Source organism: Acidovorax sp. FJL06 (assembly GCF_003852545.1).
Taxonomy (GTDB): domain Bacteria; phylum Pseudomonadota; class Gammaproteobacteria; order Burkholderiales; family Burkholderiaceae_C; genus Acidovorax.
Genome location: NZ_QAJR01000043.1, coordinates 19,236 through 39,627 on the forward strand (window position 1 = coordinate 19,236; position 20,392 = coordinate 39,627).

18 protein-coding genes, 1 tRNA gene and 1 pseudogene are annotated in these 20,392 nt (G+C 66.7%); 7 read left to right on the plus strand and 13 right to left on the minus strand.

All coding sequences use genetic code 11. The features are described 5' to 3' along the window. Positions 1–120: 120 nt before the first annotated feature. The 5 genes from DBV10_RS20365 to DBV10_RS20385 form a co-directional block, all read right to left on the minus strand. The gene (locus DBV10_RS20365) at positions 121–1,632 is read right to left on the minus strand and encodes a sigma-54-dependent Fis family transcriptional regulator (protein WP_124515386.1); all 1,512 of its coding nucleotides are present in this window, start codon (positions 1,630–1,632) and stop codon (positions 121–123) included. A gap of 116 nt (positions 1,633–1,748) precedes the next feature. Continuing rightward, positions 1,749–2,477 carry a DUF2325 domain-containing protein gene (locus DBV10_RS20370; protein WP_124515387.1) on the minus strand — a complete coding sequence of 243 codons (729 nt, stop codon included), beginning with the start codon at positions 2,475–2,477 and terminating at the stop codon, positions 1,749–1,751. 191 nt (positions 2,478–2,668) lie between these two features. Continuing rightward, the gene (locus DBV10_RS20375) at positions 2,669–4,174 is read right to left on the minus strand and encodes a tripartite tricarboxylate transporter permease (protein ID WP_124515388.1); all 1,506 of its coding nucleotides are present in this window, start codon (positions 4,172–4,174) and stop codon (positions 2,669–2,671) included. A gap of 12 nt (positions 4,175–4,186) precedes the next feature. Continuing rightward, the gene (locus tag DBV10_RS20380) at positions 4,187–4,705 is read right to left on the minus strand and encodes a tripartite tricarboxylate transporter TctB family protein (protein ID WP_124515389.1); all 519 of its coding nucleotides are present in this window, start codon (positions 4,703–4,705) and stop codon (positions 4,187–4,189) included. 97 nt (positions 4,706–4,802) lie between these two features. After that, positions 4,803–5,762: a tripartite tricarboxylate transporter substrate binding protein gene (locus DBV10_RS20385; RefSeq protein WP_124515390.1), complete on the minus strand. Its 960-nt coding sequence runs from the start codon at positions 5,760–5,762 to the stop codon at positions 4,803–4,805. 129 nt (positions 5,763–5,891) lie between these two features. Here DBV10_RS20385 and DBV10_RS20390 point away from each other — a divergent pair, with 129 nt between their 5' ends. Genes DBV10_RS20390 through DBV10_RS20400 form a run of 3 tightly spaced genes read left to right on the plus strand, consistent with a single transcriptional unit; the run spans position 5,892 to position 8,463 of the window. Further along, positions 5,892–6,575: a response regulator transcription factor gene (locus DBV10_RS20390; RefSeq protein ID WP_124515391.1), complete on the plus strand. Its 684-nt coding sequence runs from the start codon at positions 5,892–5,894 to the stop codon at positions 6,573–6,575. Continuing rightward, positions 6,572–8,032 (plus strand): sensor histidine kinase, encoded by a 1,461-nt coding sequence (locus DBV10_RS20395; RefSeq protein WP_124515392.1) that lies wholly within the window; start codon positions 6,572–6,574, stop codon positions 8,030–8,032. Before DBV10_RS20390 ends, DBV10_RS20395 begins: the two co-directional genes overlap by 4 nt. Next, the gene (locus DBV10_RS20400; RefSeq protein ID WP_124515393.1) at positions 8,029–8,463 is read left to right on the plus strand and encodes an RNA-binding S4 domain-containing protein; all 435 of its coding nucleotides are present in this window, start codon (positions 8,029–8,031) and stop codon (positions 8,461–8,463) included. Before DBV10_RS20395 ends, DBV10_RS20400 begins: the two co-directional genes overlap by 4 nt. A 55-nt stretch (positions 8,464–8,518) precedes the next feature. On the opposite strand, the gene DBV10_RS20405 is transcribed toward DBV10_RS20400, so the two are convergent. The 8 genes and pseudogenes from DBV10_RS20405 to cysS all read right to left on the minus strand — a co-directional run bounded on the left by DBV10_RS20405 (position 8,519) and on the right by cysS (position 16,584). Further along, positions 8,519–9,196 carry a hypothetical protein gene (locus DBV10_RS20405; RefSeq protein ID WP_124515394.1) on the minus strand — a complete coding sequence of 226 codons (678 nt, stop codon included), beginning with the start codon at positions 9,194–9,196 and terminating at the stop codon, positions 8,519–8,521. A 384-nt stretch (positions 9,197–9,580) separates the two neighbouring features. Next, positions 9,581–9,673 (minus strand) — tRNA-Ser (locus DBV10_RS20410). A gap of 36 nt (positions 9,674–9,709) precedes the next feature. After that, positions 9,710–10,204, minus strand: a pseudogene (locus DBV10_RS20415) (ACT domain-containing protein); the annotation flags it as partial. A 66-nt stretch (positions 10,205–10,270) separates the two neighbouring features. Next, positions 10,271–11,221 carry a tRNA lysidine(34) synthetase TilS gene (gene tilS, locus DBV10_RS20420; RefSeq protein WP_124515396.1) on the minus strand — a complete coding sequence of 317 codons (951 nt, stop codon included), beginning with the start codon at positions 11,219–11,221 and terminating at the stop codon, positions 10,271–10,273. 124 nt (positions 11,222–11,345) lie between these two features. Next, entirely contained in the window at positions 11,346–13,196 is a 1,851-nt protein-coding gene (locus tag DBV10_RS20425) for a methyl-accepting chemotaxis protein (RefSeq protein WP_124515397.1), read from the minus strand. Between the two features lie 208 nt (positions 13,197–13,404). Further along, complete coding sequence (locus tag DBV10_RS20430) at positions 13,405–14,382, minus strand: acetyl-CoA carboxylase carboxyltransferase subunit alpha (RefSeq protein ID WP_124515398.1); 978 nt, start codon at positions 14,380–14,382, stop codon at positions 13,405–13,407. Positions 14,383–14,478: 96 nt separating this feature from the next. Further along, the gene (locus DBV10_RS20435; protein WP_199740204.1) at positions 14,479–15,153 is read right to left on the minus strand and encodes a DNA-3-methyladenine glycosylase; all 675 of its coding nucleotides are present in this window, start codon (positions 15,151–15,153) and stop codon (positions 14,479–14,481) included. Positions 15,154–15,201: 48 nt separating this feature from the next. Continuing rightward, a complete protein-coding gene (gene cysS / locus DBV10_RS20440; protein WP_124515399.1) occupies positions 15,202–16,584 on the minus strand; it encodes a cysteine--tRNA ligase in 1,383 nt (460 codons plus the stop codon). 227 nt (positions 16,585–16,811) lie between these two features. On the opposite strand from cysS, the gene DBV10_RS20445 reads away from it, so the two are divergent. The 4 genes from DBV10_RS20445 (at position 16,812) to DBV10_RS20460 (ending at position 20,354) form a co-directional block, all read left to right on the plus strand. Beyond that, positions 16,812–17,873 (plus strand): nuclear transport factor 2 family protein, encoded by a 1,062-nt coding sequence (locus tag DBV10_RS20445; protein WP_124515400.1) that lies wholly within the window; start codon positions 16,812–16,814, stop codon positions 17,871–17,873. A 75-nt stretch (positions 17,874–17,948) separates the two neighbouring features. Beyond that, complete coding sequence (locus DBV10_RS20450; RefSeq protein ID WP_124515401.1) at positions 17,949–19,235, plus strand: L,D-transpeptidase family protein; 1,287 nt, start codon at positions 17,949–17,951, stop codon at positions 19,233–19,235. After that, a complete protein-coding gene (locus DBV10_RS20455; RefSeq protein ID WP_124515402.1) occupies positions 19,232–19,804 on the plus strand; it encodes a peptidylprolyl isomerase in 573 nt (190 codons plus the stop codon). The genes DBV10_RS20450 and DBV10_RS20455 overlap by 4 nt, the downstream gene beginning before the upstream one ends. Before the next feature lie 22 nt (positions 19,805–19,826). After that, a complete protein-coding gene (locus DBV10_RS20460) occupies positions 19,827–20,354 on the plus strand; it encodes a peptidylprolyl isomerase (RefSeq protein WP_124515403.1) in 528 nt (175 codons plus the stop codon). Positions 20,355–20,392 lie beyond the last annotated feature (38 nt).

The following is a 20,392-nucleotide window of genomic DNA, read 5'->3' on the forward strand; positions in this document are numbered from 1 at the left end:
TGCACAGTTCGTGCCAACGCACAAACCGTTGATTTCTATGAAACTTTTGCTGACACCTTGAATGCGATGTCCAAATTAAATACAGTTGATTTGATCAAATTTCAGACATTTGCCTGAAATTTATTCAGGGTTTTCCAGACGTCCATAAAGCGTGGCGCGCGAGATGCCCAGTTGCCGCGCCGTGGCCAGCTTGTTGCCGCCATGGGCTTTGAGGGTGGCCGCGATGGCTTTGCGCTCCAGCTCGGCCACCTGTTCGGACAGGGGGCGCAGGTAGCGGCTTTCGTCGTCGGCGTCGGCCGCGTGGACCGGGTCCTGCACGGGCGCGGGGGCGGCGGGCTCCACGCCGGCCTCGCGCAGCACGCGCTCCAGCTGCGCCGCGTCGATGGACGGGGAATCGCTGCGCATCACCGCCTGCTCCAGCACGTTGCGCAGCTCGCGGATGTTGCCGCGCCAGGGCTGGCCCGCCAGCAGCGCCAGCGCCTCGGGCAGCAGCTCGGGCGGCGGCGTGCCATTGCGCAGCGCCAGGTCTTCGCCCAGGGCCTCGACCAGCGCGGGGATATCGCCGCGCCGCACGCGCAGCGGCGGCACCCGCACGGGCAGCACATGCAGGCGGTAGAACAAGTCTTCGCGGAACTTGCCCTCGCGCACCAGCGCCGCCAAATCGCGCGAGGTGGCGGCCAGGATGCGCACATTGAAAGGCACGAGCTTGTTCGACCCCAGGGGCTCGATCTCGCCCTCTTGCAAGGCCCGCAGCAGCTTGGCCTGCAGGCTCTGGGGCATGTCGCCGATTTCGTCGAGGAACAAGGTGCCGCCGTCGGCCAGCTTGAACTTGCCATCGCGCCCCTTGCGGTCGGCGCCGGTGTAGGCACCCGGGGCCACGCCAAAGAACTCGGCTTCGAGCAGGGTGTCGGGCACGGCGGCGATGTTCACGCTCACAAACGGGCCGCTCGCGCGGCTGGATGCCGCGTGGATGGCGTGGGCCAGCAACTCCTTGCCGGTACCGGTCTCGCCCAGCAGCAGCACGGGGCTGGTGGACTGCGCCGCACGCCGCGCCTGGCGCTTGACCTCGGCGGCGGCGGGGCTGGAGCCGATGAAGCTCGCAAAAGTGTATTTGGCACGCCGCTCGCCATCACCCGCCACGGCCAGCGAGCGGCTGCGCTGGCTGGCCAGCTCGCGCCGCGCATCGTCCAGGTCGCGCTGCAGCAGCGCAAACTTGCTGATGAGGGGTTGCAGCGTGGTCTCGGGGTGGTCGAACAGCACGATGCCGATGGCGCCGATCACGCGGTCGGCGTCGTCGCGCAGCGGGATGCGGCTGACCACAAAGGTGCCGGCCTTGTTGGTAAGCAGGTCGATGAGCACAGGCTGGCCAGTCTCCAGCACGCGGCGCATCTGGGTGTTGGGGATCACCTCTTCCACCGTGCGGCCCACGAACTGGTCCACCGACGAAAACCCCAGGTCGGGCAGAAACCGCTGGTAGCCCTCATTCACCCACACGATGCGCCCGCTGCGGTCCACCAGGAACATGCCCTGGCTGACGCTGGAGAACAGCTGGAACATGGAGCGTGCCGCCAGTTCCAGAATGCCCTGGGCATCCAGTGGCAGGGCGGGGGCGTCGTCAACAAGCAAGGGCATCTGTGGATGGTAGCGCGGCAGGGATGCGCAAACGGGGCCTGGTGGGCGGGTTGCCGGCGCCAGGTCCATGCGATTTGCTACAAAATAGAGAGCACATTGCGCTCTACCATCAAGCGCTATCGCCCATTTTCAGTCACATCCTCTGCCGCATGCACGGATGCCCCTGCCACACCTGCGGCCGGCAGCTGCGGCGCAGCGGCCATGCGCAAGACCACCATGGGCTGGATGGTGGCCAGCGCCTGGGCCTCGCGCACCGCCAGGGGCTGGTCCACCAGGATGCAGGGCTTGCCCGTGCGGCGGCAATGGTCCTGCACGCGCCAGTATTCGTCGTGGCTGATGCAGCCCGTCTGGCAGATCACGAGGTCGGCTGCGGCCAGGTTGGCGTCGAGGGCCGAATTCTCGGTCTCCCCGACCTCCTCGGAACGCAAGGCGCGGTTGCCGCTCACCCGGCGTTCTGGCGCCTCGCCCATGGAAGACACGGTGGCCGCCAGCGCACGCCCCTGCTCCGGGGCGCCGACCGCAGAGGCGCCCCCCTCTGCCGCAGCCTGGCGCCAGCGCAGGCATTCCCGCGACAAGGCGGCGATGCGCTCTGCCAACAAACCGATGTGCCGTGCCATGGCCTTGCGGCGCGGCAAACCGGGGCTGGCGGCCCGCAGCTGCACCAGTTCGTCCCGGGCCACCGCCAGGCGGGTGTCACGCACCACGACGGCTCCGCGCAGGCGCACCACCTCGGCCGTCAGGGCCTCGATCTGCTGGGCCTGCGCCACCATGGCGGCGCTGCAACGCTGCTGCGCATCGCCCAGCTGGCGGCACAGCGCCAGAAACTCCTGCGGAAGTGAATGCATGCACCACCCTTGCAAATAAGAACTATTCTCATTTTATGATAGAATAAGCTCCCGTTGAGCAAGCCTCCTGGTGGGGAGGGCATCGAAGGACGTCAGAGCCCTCGGTGCCTGGCTTGTGGTGACATTGCTGCTGACCCATAAAAAAACCGCGCTGGGAGGCGCGGTTTTTTTGTTGGCGAAGGCGGTCAGGCTCAGGTTTGTGCCAGCGCCATCTTGCGTGCGGCCCAGCGGCGCAGCAGGCGCGGCACGATCAGCACCGCCAGCACGATGACGATCAGGGTCACCGAACCGGGGCGCTCCAGGAAGATGGTCCACTTGCCTTCGCCAATCGACACGGCATTGCGCATCTGCGCCTCGGCCAGGGGGCCCAGGATCATGCCCACCACCACCGGTGCGGCCGGGAAGTCGAAGCGGCGCATCACCACGCCCAGCAGGCCAATCGCATACAGCAGCACCAGGTCGAACGCGCTCTGGCGCATGCCATACACGCCCAGGGTGGAGAACACCAGAATGCCGGCGTACAGGTACGACTTGGGAATGTTCAGCAGCTTCACCCACAGGCCCACCAGGGGCAGGTTCAGGATCAGCAGCATCACGTTGCCGATGTACATCGACGCGATCAGCGCCCACACCAGCGCACCGTTGGTGTCGAACAGCTGCGGGCCGGGCTGGATGCCGTAGTTCTGGAACGCGCCCAGCAAAATGGCCGTGGTGTTGGACGTGGGAATGCCCAGCGTGAGCAGCGGGATCAGCGTGGCCGTGATGGCCGCGTTGTTGGCGGCCTCGGGGCCGGCCACGCCTTCGATGGCGCCCGTGGTACCGAACTCTTCCTTGTTCTTGCTCAGCTTCTTTTCTGCGGCGTAGCTCAGGAAAGTCGGGATCTCGCTGCCGCCCGCAGGCACGGTGCCAAAGGGGAAGCCAATGGCCGTGGCGCGCAGCCACGCGGGCCAGGAGCGCTTCCACTCCTCCTTGGTCATGTGGGTGCTGGTCAGGCGGTTCTGCGTTTCGTCGCTTTTGCCTTCGTACATCACGTTGTACAGCGCCTCGCCCACGGCAAACAGGCCCACGGCGATCAGCACCACCTCGATGCCGTCCATCAGCTCGGGCACGCCCCCGGTGTAGCGCGCCTGGCCCGTGATCTGGTCGATACCGATCAGGCCCATGGCCAGGCCGACAAACAGCGCCACCATGCCGCGCAAGGTGCTCTTGCCCAGCACCGCACTCACGGTGGTGAAGGCCAGCACCATCAGCATGAAGTATTCCGGCGGGCCCAGGCGGATGGCGTACTCGGCCACCAGGGGTGCGCAGAAGGTGACCAGCACCGTGGCGATGGTGCCCGCCACGAACGAGCCGATGGCAGCCGTGGCCAGCGCGGCACCGGCACGGCCGTTCTTGGCCATCTTGTTGCCCTCCATGGCCGTGACCATGGAGCCCGCCTCACCGGGCGTGTTCAACAGAATGGAGGTGGTGGAGCCCCCGTACATTGCGCCGTAGTAGATGCCGGCAAAGAAGATCATCGACGCCGTGGCCTCGACCTTCACGGTGATGGGCAGCAGCATGGCCACCGCCACGGCCGGGCCGATGCCGGGCAGCACGCCCACGGCGGTGCCGATCATGCAGCCCACAAAGGCCCACATCAGGTTGATGGGTGTTGCCGCCGTGGCAAAACCCTGCATCAAAAGGTTTAACGTATCCATGACATGCAGGCTTTACAGCCACCCCGTGTTGGTCAGGCCGGGCAGGTTGATGGCCAGCAGTTGCGTAAACATCCAGTACACCGGGGCCGCTACCGCGATACCGATGAAGGAATCCTTGATCCAGGCCTGCAGGCGCAGGTCCAGCTCACCCTCTGAACTCTTGAAGCCCCGCACCGACAGCACAAAGCACAGCGCGCAGCTGAGGATGAAGCCCAGGGTCGTGATGAGCAGGGCATTGAGCAGCAGGCCGGCCGACACCCAGATGAAGCCCTTCCAGTGGGCGCGTTCATCGCCCGAGCCTTCTTCGAGTTCGCGGAACCCGCCCGTCAGCGCGTGCACCACGCACAGCACGCCGCAGACCAGGATGGCAATGCTGACCACCCAGGGGAAGAAGTTGGGGCCCACGCCGCCATAGCCGGCCTCGGAACTGACCGAACTGGCCCCCCAGGCCAGCAGCAGAGCAAGCGCAACCAGGCCCACCCCGATCAGGGTCTGCAAGGGCTTGGAGCGCGACGAATGTTGTTGTGTCATGTTTTTTCCTTCGCACTAACCAACCAACCAACGCGCGGCGCTACTGCCGCCCGCCCCGTAAGGCTGCGGGGGGGTGGCTGCAGCGCCAGGCTAAAGATCAGATCATTCCGGACTTGGCCATCGTGGCACGCATGCTGGCGAACTCGCTGTCCACGAAGTTGGCAAACTCGTCGCCCGCCATCCAGGCCGGTGTCCAGCCGTTCTTCTCCATCGCGTCCTGCCAGGCCTTGTGCTTGAAGGTCTTGGACAGCGCGTCGATCAGGTCCTTGCGCTGCGCGGGGGTGATGCCAGGCGCACCGTAGACGCCGCGCCAGTTGCCGATCTCCACGTTGATGCCCTGCTCCTTGAGCGTGGGCACGTCCACGCCCTTCAGGCGCTGGCCCGCCGTCACACCCACGGGGCGCATCTTGCCGGCCGAGATGTACTCGGCAAACTCGCTGTAGCCGCTGCCGCCCACGGTGACGTTGCCCCCCAGGATGGCGGCGGTGGCCTCACCGCCCCCACGGAACGCCACGTAGTTGATCTTGGCCGGGTCCACGCCCACTTCGCGCGCGATCATGGCCGCCGCAATGTGCTCGGTGGAGCCGCGCGATCCGCCGCCCCACTTCACGCTGCCGGGGTCTTTCTTGAGCTGGTCGATCACGTCCTTCATGCTCTTGAAAGGCGAGTTGGAGGGCAGCACGAACACGTTGTATTCGCTGGTCAGGCGCGCCAGGGGCGTGACCTTGTCCAGGCCCACCGGGGGCTTGCCGGTGATGATGCCGCCCACCATCACGGCGCCCATCACCATCAGCGCATTCGGGTCGCCCTTGCTGGCGTTGACGAACTGGGCCAGGCCGATCGCACCGGCTGCGCCGCCCTTGTTGTCATAGGACACCGAACTGGCAGCCCCTGCGTCCTGCATGGCCTTGCCCAGGGCCCGGCCCGTGGTGTCCCAGCCACCACCGGGGTTGGCCGGGATCATGAACTTGAGGGCGGCTGCGGCCTGCGCCGACAGGGGCAGCGCCCCCACGGCCACGGCAGCCGCCAGTGATTTCAGAAAGGTATCGCGACGCATCGTGTCTGTCTCCTGATTAGGTTTGCGAACCGCCCGATGATGCGCGCGCTGCCTGTCAAACGGCTGTCCACGGACTCAGGGAAAACACCCATAAGAGCGGCGCCCTGAGACGGTGATATGGTCCCGCGCATGCAACTGCTCCTTGTAGAAGACGACCCCACCATGCAGGCCACGCTGCACCGCGCGCTGACCCGGCGTGGCATGGAAGTCACCGCCGTGGGCGACGGACGCGCAGCACTCGCCCAATGGACCGCTCTGCAGCCCGACGCCATCATCCTGGACCTGACCCTGCCCGGCCTGGACGGCCTGCAGGTGCTGCAGCAGGCCCGCAACCGGGGCCTTCGCACCCCCGTGCTGATCCTGACCGCGCGCGGCACGGTGGGCGATCGGGTGATGGGCCTGAACGCCGGCGCCGACGACTACCTGCCCAAGCCGTTTGACCTGGACGAGCTGGAAGCCCGCCTGCGCGCCCTGGTGCGCCGCAGTGCCGACCCCACCGTGCCCCCCTTGGCGCCCAGCACGGTGCAGATCGGCGCCATCCGCTACGACAAGGACAGCGGCGCGCTCTACCTGAACGGCGAGGTGATGGAACTCACCCCCCGCGAGCTGGCGCTGATGCACGCGCTGCTGGCACAGCCCGGCCATGCCGTGACCAAGGAACGGCTGTATGAGCTGGTGTTCCCCGGGCAGCTCGATGTGCAATACGAAGCCATCGAGGTGGTGGTGTACCGGCTGCGCAAGAAGCTGGCCGGCACGGGCCTCACCCTGATGACCCTGCGCGGCCTGGGCTACCTGCTGCGCGCCGACGCATGAGCCAGGGCGCCGCACACCATCACTCGCTGCGGCGGCGCCTGCTGCTGGGCATTCTGCTGCCGGTGGCGCTGTTCATCGGCTTCAACACCTGGAGCCTCTACCACCAGACGCTGGCGTCGCTCAACACCGCCTACGACCGCACCCTGCTGGCGTCCGCCAAGAGCATCAGCGAGCAGTTGGATGTGAAAGGCTTTGACGATGCAGCACAGCTGCGCGCCATCGTGCCGTATTCGGCGCTGGAAGCGTTTGAGGCCGACAACCAGAGCCAGATGTTCTACCGCGTCTCGACCCTGAAGGGCGAGATGGTCTCGGGCTTTGAAGACCTGCCGGTGTGGCAGGGCAGCATCCCTGCCCGCCCGCCCTATGCCGCCCTGGTGGATTTTTATGACGACCGGTTCCGCGACCGGGACGTGCGCGTGGCCGTGCTGCTGCAGCCGGTGGCCAGCTCCCAGGGCCGCACCATGGCCGTGATCCAGGTGGCCGAAACCCTGGAGGTGCGCGAAACCCTGGCCCTGCAGATCCTGTGGAACACCCTGCTGCGCCAGGCGCTATTGATCGCCGTGGTGGCCTTCACCGTGGTGCTGGTGGTGCAGCGCGCCACCCGGCCCGTGCGCCAGCTCAGCCTGCAACTGCAGGCCCGGCGGGAGGGCGATCTGAGCCCCATCGCCGCCCCGCTGGCCCCGCGTGAACTGCAGCCGCTGGTGGATGCCACCAACGAGGTCATGCAGCGCCTGCGCCACCTGCTCAGGCACCAAAAGCGCTTTGTGCGCGATGCCTCCCACCAGCTGCGCACGCCGCTGGCCGTGCTCAAGACCCAGGTGCAATCGGCCCTGCACGGCGATGTGGAGCCCCGCCAGGCCCTGCACGAAATCAGCGATACCGTGGACCGCGCCACCTTGCTGGCCAATCAGATGCTGGCCCTGGCCAAGGTGGAACAGCTGCGCCAGCAAAGCGCACCGCCCGCCACCCGGCTCGACGACATCCTGCGCGCCGTGGCACTGGAGATCTCGCCGCTGATCGCCCAGCGCGACCTGGACTTCGGCATCCACACCGAGCCCGCCCTCGTGCAGTCCCACGAATGGATGCTGCGCGAACTGAGCCGCAACCTGCTGCACAACGCCGTGCGCCATGCGCCGCCGGGCAGCGAACTCACGGTGGACCTGCGCAGCGACGGACGGCATGTGGCGCTGACGATCAGCGACCATGGCCCCGGCATCGACGATGAACTGGCGGCCCGCCTGTTCCAGCCCTTCTCGGCCGGCGACGTGCGCACCGGCAGCGGCCTGGGCTTGGCGATCTGCCACGAAATCGTGCAGGCCCTGGAGGGAAACATCACACTCACCAACCGCATGGCGGGCCACCGGGTCATGGGCCTGGACGCCGTGGTGCGCCTGCCGCTGCCGAGCGGAGCGACCGATAGCCCGCCCGAGGCACAAGCGGCACAATCTCGCCCATGAACACGATGGAGACAATGCGGCTGGACAAATGGCTCTGGTGCGCCCGCTTCTACAAGACCCGCAGCCTGGCCACCGAAGAAATCGGCAAGGGCCGGGTCACCGTCAATGGCCAACCGGCCAAACCCGCACGCGACCTGCGCTGCGGCGACACCGTGGCACTGCGCCAGGGCCCCGTGGAACGCACCGTGCGCGTCCTGGGCCTGAGCGGCGCGCGCGGCCCCGCACCTGTCGCGCAACAACTGTACGAAGAAACCGCCGACAGCATCGCCGCACGCGAAAAAGCCGCCGAGTTGCGCCGCCTGGCCCCCGAACCCGCCGCCGCTCTGCAGGAAGGCCGCCCCACCAAACGCGACCGGCGCGAGATCGACAAGGTCAGCCGCCAAGGGGGCAGCGACTGGGGAAGCCGCTGGAGTGCGTCCATCGACGAATGAAGGGGGCCTGCGCACTGCGCTGCGGACAAGGTCCCTCTCACCAGCAACTTGGCATTCAGGCCAGCGGGCGCATCCGCAGCCTGAACCGAGACATCACCAACGCCGCATGGGGCGCACTGCGCGGCAACAGCGCTTCCACACAACCCGTGGCGGCTGGCGGCACAAAGCCCGACGCAATGCCCCCCATGGCCGCCTTGGAGCCCCCCGTCCAATCCCAGCCCCACTCAGGCCCCTCAATACCCCCGGCGAAAAGCAGCGCGCCCTCTGCCGAGTCACCTGCACGAATCTCGATCCCCATGCGGTTGGCCAAAGCGCCGCGCCGATAGCCCGCCACAATGCGCAGCGTAAAAACCGGGTGCTGGGCCGGATCGAACACTGCGCCCGAAGTATTGGCGATGGAGGCCAACGCAGGCATCGCGGTCCCATTCCAGCCCTCCGCCATCACCACACCATCGCCAAAAACGATAAAACCCCGCGCCAAGGCCCACAGATTCTTGCCATATCGGAAGATCGGACCACAGTGCGGGTTGTAGCTGCCCTGCCCGCCTTCGCAATCGAGTGCAAAGACGATGTGGTTCCCCCCGTGGGCAAAGAAGCGGGACGCATCGACGGTGCACACCAGTTCGCTGCCATGCGAGGGCACAGAACTCGCAACCCGTGGCAGGTAGCAAAAATTCAGGTCATTGGGTGTCAGGCGGAGTTCGCGGGTGTGCGCTGTGCGGCGGGGAGTCATGGGTGCCCTTGTGCTGTGCATGCATCAACCACCAGCATACAAGCCCCGGAAAAAGCCCCGCCCCCAATACCGACCCGTACCGGAACACAGCGCCAAACGCGGCCCGAAAGGCTGAGAGCACAAAAAAAAGCCCGCACAGGGCGGGCTGAAACCTTGCCTGGTTCCCCCGGTGCATCACCGATCGCCCCGCGAAGCACTGGGCAGATCGGATGTCCACAGGAAACGGACAAGGCTCTTAGGACAGCCTGATTGGGCGCGAAGCCCGGCCACCTGGCAATTCGGGAATCACCTATACACAGGAACCGCCACCGTCAGAGTTTGTGGGCAACGGGCGGGTTCTCCATAGAAAAAGCCCCAAGTGCGTTGAGCACTTGGGGCTTATCTTGGCGGAAACGGAGGGATTCGAACCCTCGATGAGGCTCTACACCCCATACTCCCTTAGCAGGGGAGCACCTTCGGCCACTCGGTCACGTTTCCAATCCCACTATTATGCCTCATTTCGGAGTCGATTCCGGCGGCCTGCGGGTCCAACGCGAAGGCCTCGCACAGACTGCGCACAGCCAGTTCCATCTGCTTTTCGTCGATCACGACCGAGGCCTGCGTCTCGCAGGCGGAGATCATCTGGGCCTGGATGCCCCCTTCGCGGAGCGTGCCGAACATCTTGCTGGCCACGCCCACGTGGCGGTGCATGCAGGTGCCAACGATGCTGACTTTGCAAACACCAGCATCTCCCACGACTTCCCGCGCGCCCAGCGCGGGAAGCACTTGATCCCTCAGCAGTTCCACGGTGCGCGCACAGTCACTGCGGTGCACGGTGAAGCTGAGATCGGTCTTGCCGTCCTTGCCCACGTTCTGGACGACCATGTCCGCGTCGATGCGGGCACCAGCCACGGCGCCCAGGATATGGCGGGCGATGCCCGGCTGGTTGGGCACACCGGGCACGGAAACCTTGGCCTGGTTGCGGGTGACGGCAATGCGGGAGACGACGGCTTGTTCCATTTTTTTGTTCCTCAAAGTACTGCAGCGGGCGGCATGGGGCGCGCCACCTCGTTGCGTGCGCACAGGGCCGCCTACCTACGGGCTGGACCAATCCAGCCCGGTGCCGGACCGCACCACAAGGCCACGCCCCACCTTGATGCGGATCTGGTGGCCGCGTGTGGTGCAGGCCTGGATCTGGTCGAGCAACTCACCCAATTGCGCCGCTGCCGGCGTGGTGTGGTGGCCCAGACGCAGCCAGTGGCGCAGCACATTGGCCTGCCGTGCGCGGCTGAGCCCTTGCAGGGCCTTGATCTGTGGGGGCACACCCACCAGGGCCAGGTCCTGCTGCGCCAGCTCATGCAGCAATTCGGCGGCCTGGGCGGCGTTGGCGGCAGAGCGCGCGAAGGTGTCGCGAAAGAATGGAAACGCCGCATCCAGTACGGGCAGCAGCCTCGCCCGGATGCGGTTGCGCGTGAAGCGCTCGTCGACGTTGGTGGGGTCCTCCACCCAGGCCTGGCCCTGTGCGCACAGCCAGTGGCGCACATCCGCCCCCGCCACCTGCAGCAGGGGGCGGTGCCAGGCCAGGCCAGCCCGTTCCCAGCGGGCGGGCATCGCAGCCAGCCCCGCCACCCCAGCGCCACGCGACAGGGCCAGCAGCAGGGTCTCGGCCTGGTCATCCGCGTGCTGCGCGAGTGCTATTGATTGAATAGCACCTTCGACAGAGGGCGCCAGCGCTACCGATGCCAATGCCTGGTACCGGGCCTGCCGGGCGGCGTCCTCCGGGCTCTGGCCGGGGGCATGGCGGGCATCCAACCGCCGCACGGTCAGCGGCACCTTCAGCGCATCGCACAGTGCGATGCAATGCTGCTCAAAGCCATCGGCCGCCGCCTGCAACCCATGGTGCACATGGATGGCCCGCACCTGGCCGGGCCAGCGCAGGGCGCAGGCCCGCAGCAGGGCGGTGGAATCCGCGCCCCCGCTCAGCCCCACGGCCAGCGGCAGCGCGGGCGCGAAGGCCTGCATGGCGGCGTCGAAGGGCTGGGTCATGCCGACCGGCCTCGCCCATAGCACAGGCAAGGCCACGGGCCCGGGGCGGTATCAGCGTGGCGGCAGCAAAAGAGCATGGGCGCCGATTATCACGGCCCCTCGCCAGCGCGCCAGCCCCAGCCTCTCAACCGGCCGGTGCGGACAAGCGCGGCGCGGTGTGCGACGCATCGGTGGACAGGCGGAAAGTGCCCACCACTTCGGACAGCCGCACCGATTGGTCCTTGAGGCTCTGCGCGGCTGCGGCACTCTCTTCCACCAACGCCGCGTTCTGCTGGGTCATCTGGTCCAGGTGCGAAACGGCCTGGCCCACCTCATTGATGCTCGTGCTCTGCTCGTTGGTGGAGGCGGTGATCTCGGCCATGATGTCCGTCACGCGCTGCACCGAGGTGACGATGTCGTTCATGGTGGTGCCCGCGTCGTGCACCAGGCGCGAGCCGTTCTCGACCTGCTCCACCGAGGTGTTGATCAGCGTCTTGATCTCACGCGCTGCCTCGGCGCTGCGCTGCGCCAGGCTGCGCACCTCGCCCGCCACCACGGCAAACCCCCGGCCCTGCTCGCCCGCGCGGGCCGCCTCCACGGCTGCGTTCAGCGCGAGGATGTTGGTCTGGAAAGCAATGCCGTCGATGACGCCAATGATGTCGTTGATCTTGCGCGACGCAGCATTGATCTGGTCCATGGTGGTCACCACGTTGCCCACCACCTGGCCGCCATGCTGCGCCACGTTGGATGCCTGGGCCACCAGCTGGTTGGCCTGGCGGGCGGAATCTGCGTTGTGGCGCACGGTTTCCGTGAGCTGCTGCATGGAGGCCGAAGTCTCCTGCAGGCTGGACGCGGTGAGTTCGGTGCGCCCGCTCAGGTCGTGGTTGCCGGTGGCGATCTCTTCGGCCGCCACGCGCACGGAGCTGCTGGCGTCCCGGATCTGAGCCAGCACGCCCGAGAGCTTGCCCGCAAAGCTGTTGAAGCTGGCGGCGATCTGCGCCAGTTCGTCCTCACCCTGCGCGTCGATGCGGCGCGACAGGTCGCCATCGCCCGCGCCGATCTCGTGCATGGCGTCACGCACCAGGGTGAGTCGGCGCAGCCGCTGCGACAGAATGCCCGCCAGCACCACCAGCGCCACCAGAAGCACCACAATGCCCGCGCCCAGCGACACCTGCAGCATGGTGCTGATGGCCTGCAGCGCCTCGCCCCGGTCCAGCGCAATGGCCAGCAGCCAGGGCGTGCCGGTGACCGGCGCCACCGTGAGCAGCATGGCGCGGCCCTGCAGGTCCATCGCCGTGAGGTCGGCCCGCTTGGCCATGTCGGCCAACGCGCTGGCCGTGAGCGCCGGGGCCACGTCCGTGGCGGGCTTCAGCGCCAGCTTCACCTCGGGGTGGGCAATGATGTTGCCATCGCCCCCCACCAGGAAGGCATAGCTCGACGGTGTGGGCTTGATGGAAGCCACGTTGGCCACCACGGCCGCCAGCGACACATCGCCGGCCATCACGGCCTTGACGGTGCCGCCTTCGCGCGCGGCCTTGGCAAAGGTCACCACCAGTCCCGCGCCCCCGGCGTCGGCATAGGGTGCGGTGAGCACCGAGGCATCGGCCCCGGCGGCCTGCTTGTACCAGGGGCGTGCGGTGGGGTCGTAGTCGGGCGGCAGGTTCTGCTTCTCCGAGAACACCGTGCGCTTGTCGGCATAGCCGAAATAGGTGGTGTGGAAGTTGCCCGCCTTGGCCAGCATGTTGAGCGGCTTGGCCGCGTCGGCGTCGTCCAGCGCTGCCGCTGCAGACTCGACCACGGCCGCCTTGCTGCGGGCCCAGTCCCGCAAGGCCTCGATGTGGCTTTGGGCCAAGGCCTGCGACTGCGCCGTGAGGGAGGCATAGGCCTGGGACCGTGCGGTGAGGTAGTTGGCCACGGTCAGGGCCATCAGCCCCGCCACCAGACAACCGACCGATACCAGAAGGATCTGGCCCTTGAGAGTCTTCAGAAGCGACATGGAGCACCCCTTGATCCACCCGCACGGGCGGCCGCGGACCATGTTACATCCGGTATCGCGGTGCGCGCCAGTGGGGGTTATCGCGGAGACGCGGGCCACTCCGGCGGGTTAAGCGCCCACTCCGGCCAGAAAGCAACAACGGCCCCGAAGGGCCGTTGGCGCAGTGCAGCAACAAAAAAACGGGCCCGGGCGCTGCGGCCCTGCCCCCTCAGCGGCTGTCCGCCTTGGTGTCGCTGAAGCGGCCGTAGCTTTGCAGGCGCTCGTAGCGGCGGTCCAGCAGGTCTTTGGTCTTGAGGTCCGCCACCTGGCGGAAGGCATCGCCCAGGGCGCGCTTCAAGAAGGCGGCCATCTGCTTGTGGTCGCGGTGCGCGCCGCCCACGGGCTCGCTCACGATCTTGTCGACCAGACCCAGGGCCTTGAGGCGGTGGGCCGTGATGCCCAGGGCGTCAGCCGCCTCCTGGGCCTTGTCGCTGGTCTTCCAGAGGATGGAGGCGCAGCCTTCAGGGCTGATCACGGAATAGATGGCGTACTGCAGCATCACGACCTGATCGGCCACGCTGATCGCCAGCGCGCCGCCGGAGCCGCCTTCGCCGATGATGGTGGTGATGATGGGCACTTCGAGCTGCGCCATCTCGAAGATGTTGCGGCCGATGGCCTCGGACTGGCCGCGCTCCTCGGCGTCGATGCCGGGGTAGGCACCGGGGGTATCCACAAAGGTGAACACGGGCAGCTTGAACTTCTCGGCCGTCTTCATCAGGCGCAGGGCCTTGCGGTAGCCCTCGGGCTTGCTCATGCCAAAGTTGCGCATCGCGCGCTCCTTGGTGTCGCGCCCCTTCTGATGGCCCAGCACCATGCAGGCATGGCCGTTGAAGCGCGCCAGGCCGCCCACGATGGACAGGTCGTCCGCATAGTGGCGGTCACCGTGCAGCTCGACGAAGTCGGTGAAGATGTCGCGCACGTAGTCGAGCGTGTAGGGGCGCTCGGGGTGGCGGGCGATCTTGGTGATCTGCCAGGGCGACAGCTCGGCGTAGATGTCCTTGGTGAGCTGCTGGCTCTTCTTGCTGAGCTGGTCGATCTCTTCCGAGATGTCTACGGCACTTTCGGTCTGCACGTAGCGCAGTTCTTCAATTTTGGATTCGAGTTCCGCGATGGGCTGTTCGAAATCCAGAAAGGTCTTTTTCGCCAACGTTTTTCTCCTTGGGACACGCGCCGGGGCGGCTGCCACGAATGGCACGCACTGTAACCGACGGTTAACGAGTTTTGTAAAGCGCGCCTCGGTGCGTCAGTACGCGACCGGCTGTGGGTCGAGCGACCGCCAAATATACCAAGTCGCCACACTGCACCAGGGCTTCCAGGCCTCGGCCACCTCGCGGGCATCGCTGCGGCTCACGGGGTCGCCCGAAAAGTAATTCTGGCTGATGCCAGTGATTAACCCTGGATCATCCAGGGGCAAAACATTGGGCCGCATCAAATAGAAGATCAAAAACATCTCGGCCGTCCAGCGGCCGATGCCCCGGATGGCGACCAGCTCGGCAATGATGGCCTCGTCGTCCATCGCCGCCCAGTCCTTCACGTGCAGCTTGCCGCTCTCGAAGTGCATGGCCAGGTCCACCAGGTAGTCCACCTTGCGGGCCGACAGGCCGGCAGCGCGCATGTCGTCGATCTTGAGCTTGAGCACGCTCGCGGGCTTCATGCCGCGCGGCAGCAGCGCCACCAGGCGCTCCCACACGGCCTGCGCGGCCGCCACCGACACCTGCTGGCCCACGATGGAGCGCGCCAGGGTGATGAACGGGTCGCCCCGCGTCTGCAGTGCGGCGTCGCCAAACTGCGGGATCAGGCGCTTCATCACGCGGTCTTTTTTCACCAGGTGCTTGCAGGCCTCGGCCCAGTAGTCGGGCGTGGCCAGCACCAGCGGCGGCGCTGCGGCGTCGCCCGCTATCTTTTTAGAAGCTGCCACCGCTTACCCCATCTGCCCTAGAGGCATTTTTTTTTACAAAACAGGGGTTCACTGTGCCGCTTCCCAGGTCGTGCCCGCAGCGGAATCCTTGAGCACGATGCCCTGGGCCAGCAGGGCCTGGCGGATGCGGTCGGCCTCGGCAAAATTCTTGGCGGCTTTGGCGGCGGCACGGGCAGCGATCTGCGCCTGGATCTCGGATTCGCCCACACCGGTCGCCCCTGCCTGAAAAAAGGCCTGGGGGTCGCCTTGCAAGATACCAATGCAGCCGCCCAGCGCCTTGAGCAGCCCGGCCAGCGCGGCCGAGCGGGTCTTGTTGACCTCGCCCGCCAGGTCGAACAGGACGGCCACGGCCTCGGGCGTGCCGAAGTCCTCGTCCATGGCGGCCTTGAAGCGGGCGGCGTAGGGGCCGGCCCAGTCGATGGCGGCCATGTCGGCCGGAGCCACCAGGCTCAGCGCCGTGTACAGGCGCTTCAGGGCCTGGCGCGCGTCGTCCAGGTGGGCGTCGCTGTAGTTCAGCGCGCTGCGGTAGTGGGCGCGCACCATGAAGAAACGCAGCGTCTCCGCGTCGTACTGCTTGAGCACGTCGCGGATGGTGAAGAAGTTGCCCAGGCTTTTGGACATCTTCTCGTTGTCCACCCGCACGAAGCCGTTGTGCACCCAGAATTTGGCCAGGGGCTGGCCCGTGGCGCCTTCGCTTTGGGCGATCTCGTTCTCGTGGTGGGGGAACTGCAGGTCCGCGCCGCCGCCGTGGATGTCAAAGGTCTCGCCCAGGGTGGCGCAGCTCATGGCCGAGCACTCGATGTGCCAGCCGGGGCGGCCCGTGCCGAACGCGCTGGCCCATTGGGCCTCGGGCGGCTCCTCGGGCTTGGAGGCTTTCCACAGCACGAAGTCGAGCGGGTCTTCCTTGCCACCCTGCACGGCCACGCGCTCGCCGGCGCGCAGCTCGTCGAGCGACTTGCCCGAGAGCTTGCCGTAGCCGTCGAACTTGCGCACTGCGTAGTTCACGTCGCCATTGCTGGCACGGTAAGCCAGGCCCTTGCCTTCCAGTTGGCCGATGAGCGAGAGCATCTGGGGCACGTATTCGGTGGCGCGGGGCTCCACGGTGGGCGGCTCGATGCCCAGCAGGCCGATGTCCTGATGCATCGCGGCGATCATCTCGTCGGTGAGCTGGCGGATGGTGATGCCCCGCTCCAACGCGCGCTTGATGATCTTGTCGTCGATGTCGGTGATGTTGCGCACGTAGGTGACGCGCAAGCCGCTGCTTTTCAGCCAGCGCTGCACCACGTCAAACGCCATCATCATGCGGGCGTGGCCGATGTGGCACAGGTCATAGATGGTCATGCCGCACACGTACATGCGCACATGGCCAGGTTCGAGCGGGGAAAAGTCCTCCAATGCACGCGACAGCGTGTTGTAGATGCGCAAACTCATGGGATTTCAGTCACGGGGGATGGGGTGGTTGGGTGAAAGGATTCACCCGGCAGCAAAGGGCCTGGAACAGGTTCTCAGGGCCCTCGGCGGGGGTTGGCCCAGCAAGGGGCCTTCAGCGAAATCACCCGCGGCAACAGCGTACCGTCATGACAACCCCCTCAGCTACAATCCGCCGCAGTATAAGCCCCCCGCCCCGGCGGGCCGCTGCCCAACTCCCCGGAATCCCCATGAAGCCAGTCCTCCGCACCCTTCCACAACTCTTGCGCATGGTGGCGCTGACCGCGCTGCTGGGCACGGGCGTGGCCCATGCCGACGACTACACGGAGATCACCCAGCTGCTCAAGACGGGCAAGGCCGCAGAGGCGCTGACCAAGGCCGATCAGCGCCTGGCCGCCACCCCGCGCGACCCGCAGCTGCGCTTTCTGCGCGGCGTGGCGCAGGCCGACAGCGGCAAACAGGGCGAGGCCATCACCACCTTCACCAAGCTGACGGAAGAGTACCCCGAGCTGCCCGAGCCCTACAACAACCTGGCCGTGCTCTACGCCAACCAGAACCAGCTGGACAAGGCCCGCACGGCGCTGGAGATGGCGATCCGCACCAACCCCAGCTACGCCACCGCGCACGAGAACCTGGGCGACATCTACGCCAAGCTGGCCAGCCAGGCCTACAACAAGGCCCTGCAGCTCGATGCCACCAGCGCCAACACGGTCAAACCCAAGCTGGCGCTGATCCGCGAACTGTTCTCCACCGACGCGGCCAGCAAGTCCGGCCGCCCTGCCGCAGCAGCCCCGGCACCTGCCGCCGTGGTGGCCACCCAGCGCCCGGCACCGGCCGCAGCGCCTGCGACCCCAGCCCCCGCTGCGGCAGCCGCCCCAGCGCCCGCTGCCGCACCGGCCGCAGCAACCCCGGCCCCCGCACCGGCACCCGCCCCTGCCGCCGCCAGCGACGCATCCACCCAGGCCGTGACGGCCGCCGTGCAGGCCTGGGCCACCGCCTGGGCCGCCAAGGACATGAAGGGCTACCTGGGCGCCTATGACAAGTCCTTCGATCCACCCGGCCGCCAGAACCGCTCCGCCTGGGAGAAAGAGCGCGAGTCGCGCATCGTCGGCAAGTCCAAGATCAGCGTGAAGCTGTCCGACATCGCCGTATCGGTCCAGGGCGACAAGGCCACGGCCCGCTTTCGCCAGGCCTACAGCGCGGATGCACTCAACGTGACCAGCCGCAAGACCCTGGATCTGGTGAACAGCAACGGCCGCTGGACCATCGTTCGCGAATCCACAGGCGGCTGATCGTGAGCCCCGACGCGGCGCCTGCGCCTCTTGCGCGGGCTTTTTTTTTGCCCTGACCCGAAGCTGATGCCGCGCATGTCCGTGCCTTTGCCCGCACCCGGCCGCCTGGCGGCAACCGTCGCCCTGTGCCTGGCGGGCCTTGTGCTGGCCGCCCCCGCGATGTCCCAGGGCGACAAGGAAAAGAAGACGCGGCGCGCAGCGCCCTCGGCACCACCGGTCTCCACCACCGCCCTGCACGACGGCCAGGCCGAGGCCCGCCTGATGGCGGTGTACAAGCTCGTGGCCGAAGGCCGGGGCCGCGAGGCCCTGGCGCAGGCCGAAAGCCTGGCGCGCGACTACCCCAACTTCCAGCTGGCGCAACTGGCCGTGGGTGATTTGCTGGTGTCGCGCACACGCCCCCTCCGCCACCTGGGCGATGTGGCCCCCGAGCCCGACTCGGCCCGCAGCCTCCAGGCCGCCGCCACCCTCACCGAGCTGCGCACCGAATCGCGCCAGCGGGTGGATGCGCAGCGCAGCCGCCCGCCCGAAAACAGCGTCCCGGCGCAGTTCCTGGAGCTGTCGCCCCGATCGCGCCACGCCATTGCGGTAGACGCCTCGCGCTCGCGCCTGTACCTGTTCGAGAACACCCCCAAGGGCCTGCAGCTGGTGGCCGACTACTACGCCTCGGTGGGCAAGCTTGGCATCGAAAAAGCCGCCGAAGGCGACCAGCGCACACCGCTCGGGGTGTACTTCATCACCAGCCGGCTCGACCCTGCCACGCTCAAGGATTTTTACGGCGCTGGCGCCCTGCCCATCAACTACCCCAACCCGCTCGACCAGAGCCGGGGCAAGACGGGCAGCGGCATCTGGCTGCACGGCACGCCCCCCGACCAGTTTGCGCGCGCCCCCCTGGCCACCGATGGCTGCCTGGTGCTGGCCAACCCCGACCTGGAGCGCATCCTGCGCACCGTGGAGCCCCGCTCCACGCCCGTGGTCATCGCGCGCCAGCTGCAGTGGGTGCAGCCGCACAGCGTGGCGGCCGAGCGCAAATCGTTCGAGGCCGTGCTCAACGCCTGGCGCACCGCCAAGACCGAGGGCGACATGAAGCGCCTGCTGGGCTTTTACGCGCCCGAGTTCCAAAGCTACCGCAAGAAACCGCTGGACGAGTGGACCCAGGTGCTGCAGGCCGAGACCCGCGCGCTCAAGGGCCGGGAACTCCAGCTCAAGGACAAGTCTTACCTGCGCTGGACCGACTCCGCCGACACCATGGTGGTAACGTTCGGCGAAGTCGCCGAAGGCGCCCGCACGGGCCCCACCAAGCGCCAGTACTGGACGCGGCGGGGCCAACATTGGCAGATATTTTTCGAAGGAGTGATTGGATGATTTCCAGAAGAAATTCGACCCTTGCGCTGGCCAGCATTGCCATAGCAGCTATATTTTCAGTAGCGCCAGCCCTGGCCCAGGACGCAGCCCCCAAGGTCAAGCTGGCCACCTCGATGGGTGACATCGTGGTGCAGCTCGACGCCGCCAAGGCGCCCAAGACGGTGGAGAACTTCCTGGCCTACGTGAACGCCAAGCACTACGACGGCACCATCTTCCACCGCGTGATCAACAACTTCATGATCCAGGGTGGCGGCTTCACGCCCGACATGCAGCAAAAGTCCACCCGGCCGCCGATCGCTCTGGAGGCCAAGAATGGCCTCAAGAACGACACCTACACCGTGGCCATGGCACGCACATCCAACCCGGAGTCGGCCACCGCGCAGTTCTTCATCAACGTGAAGAACAACGACAGCCTGAACGCCCCCAGCCCTGACGGCCATGGCTACGCCGTGTTCGGCAAGGTGATCAGCGGCGCCGACGTGGTCGACAAGATCAAGGCCGTGCCCACCGGGCGCGGCGACGTGCCCACCACCCCCGTCACCATCACTTCCGCCACCGTGGTGAAGTGAATTTTTTGAAGAAAGCACTGCAATGAGCAACCCACAAGTTGAACTCCACGTCACCATCAACGTGGCAGAAACCGCCACCCAGGGCGTGATCACCATCGAACTGGACGCCGTGAATGCCCCCAAGTCCACGGCCAACTTCCTGAGCTACGTGAACAGCGGCTTCTACAGCGGCACCGTGTTCCACCGTGTGATCAAGAACTTCATGGTCCAGGGCGGCGGCATGACGGCCGACATGAAGCAAAAAGAAACCCAGGCCCCGATCGAGAACGAAGCCAAGAACGGCCTGAAGAACGACAAGTACACCCTGGCCATGGCCCGCACCGGCGACCCCCACAGCGCCACGGCCCAGTTCTTCATCAACACGGTGGACAACGCCTTCCTGAACCACACCTCCCCCACCGCGCAAGGCTGGGGCTATGCCGTGTTCGGCAAGGTCGTGAAGGGCCAGGACGTGGTGGACGCCATCAAGGCCGTGCGCACCACGCGCAAGGGCTTCCACGACGACGTGCCTTTTGACGCCGTAGTCATCGACAAGGCCGTGGCACTTTGAGCCTCATCCCCCTGAGGCGCTGCGCGCCTTCCCCCTTC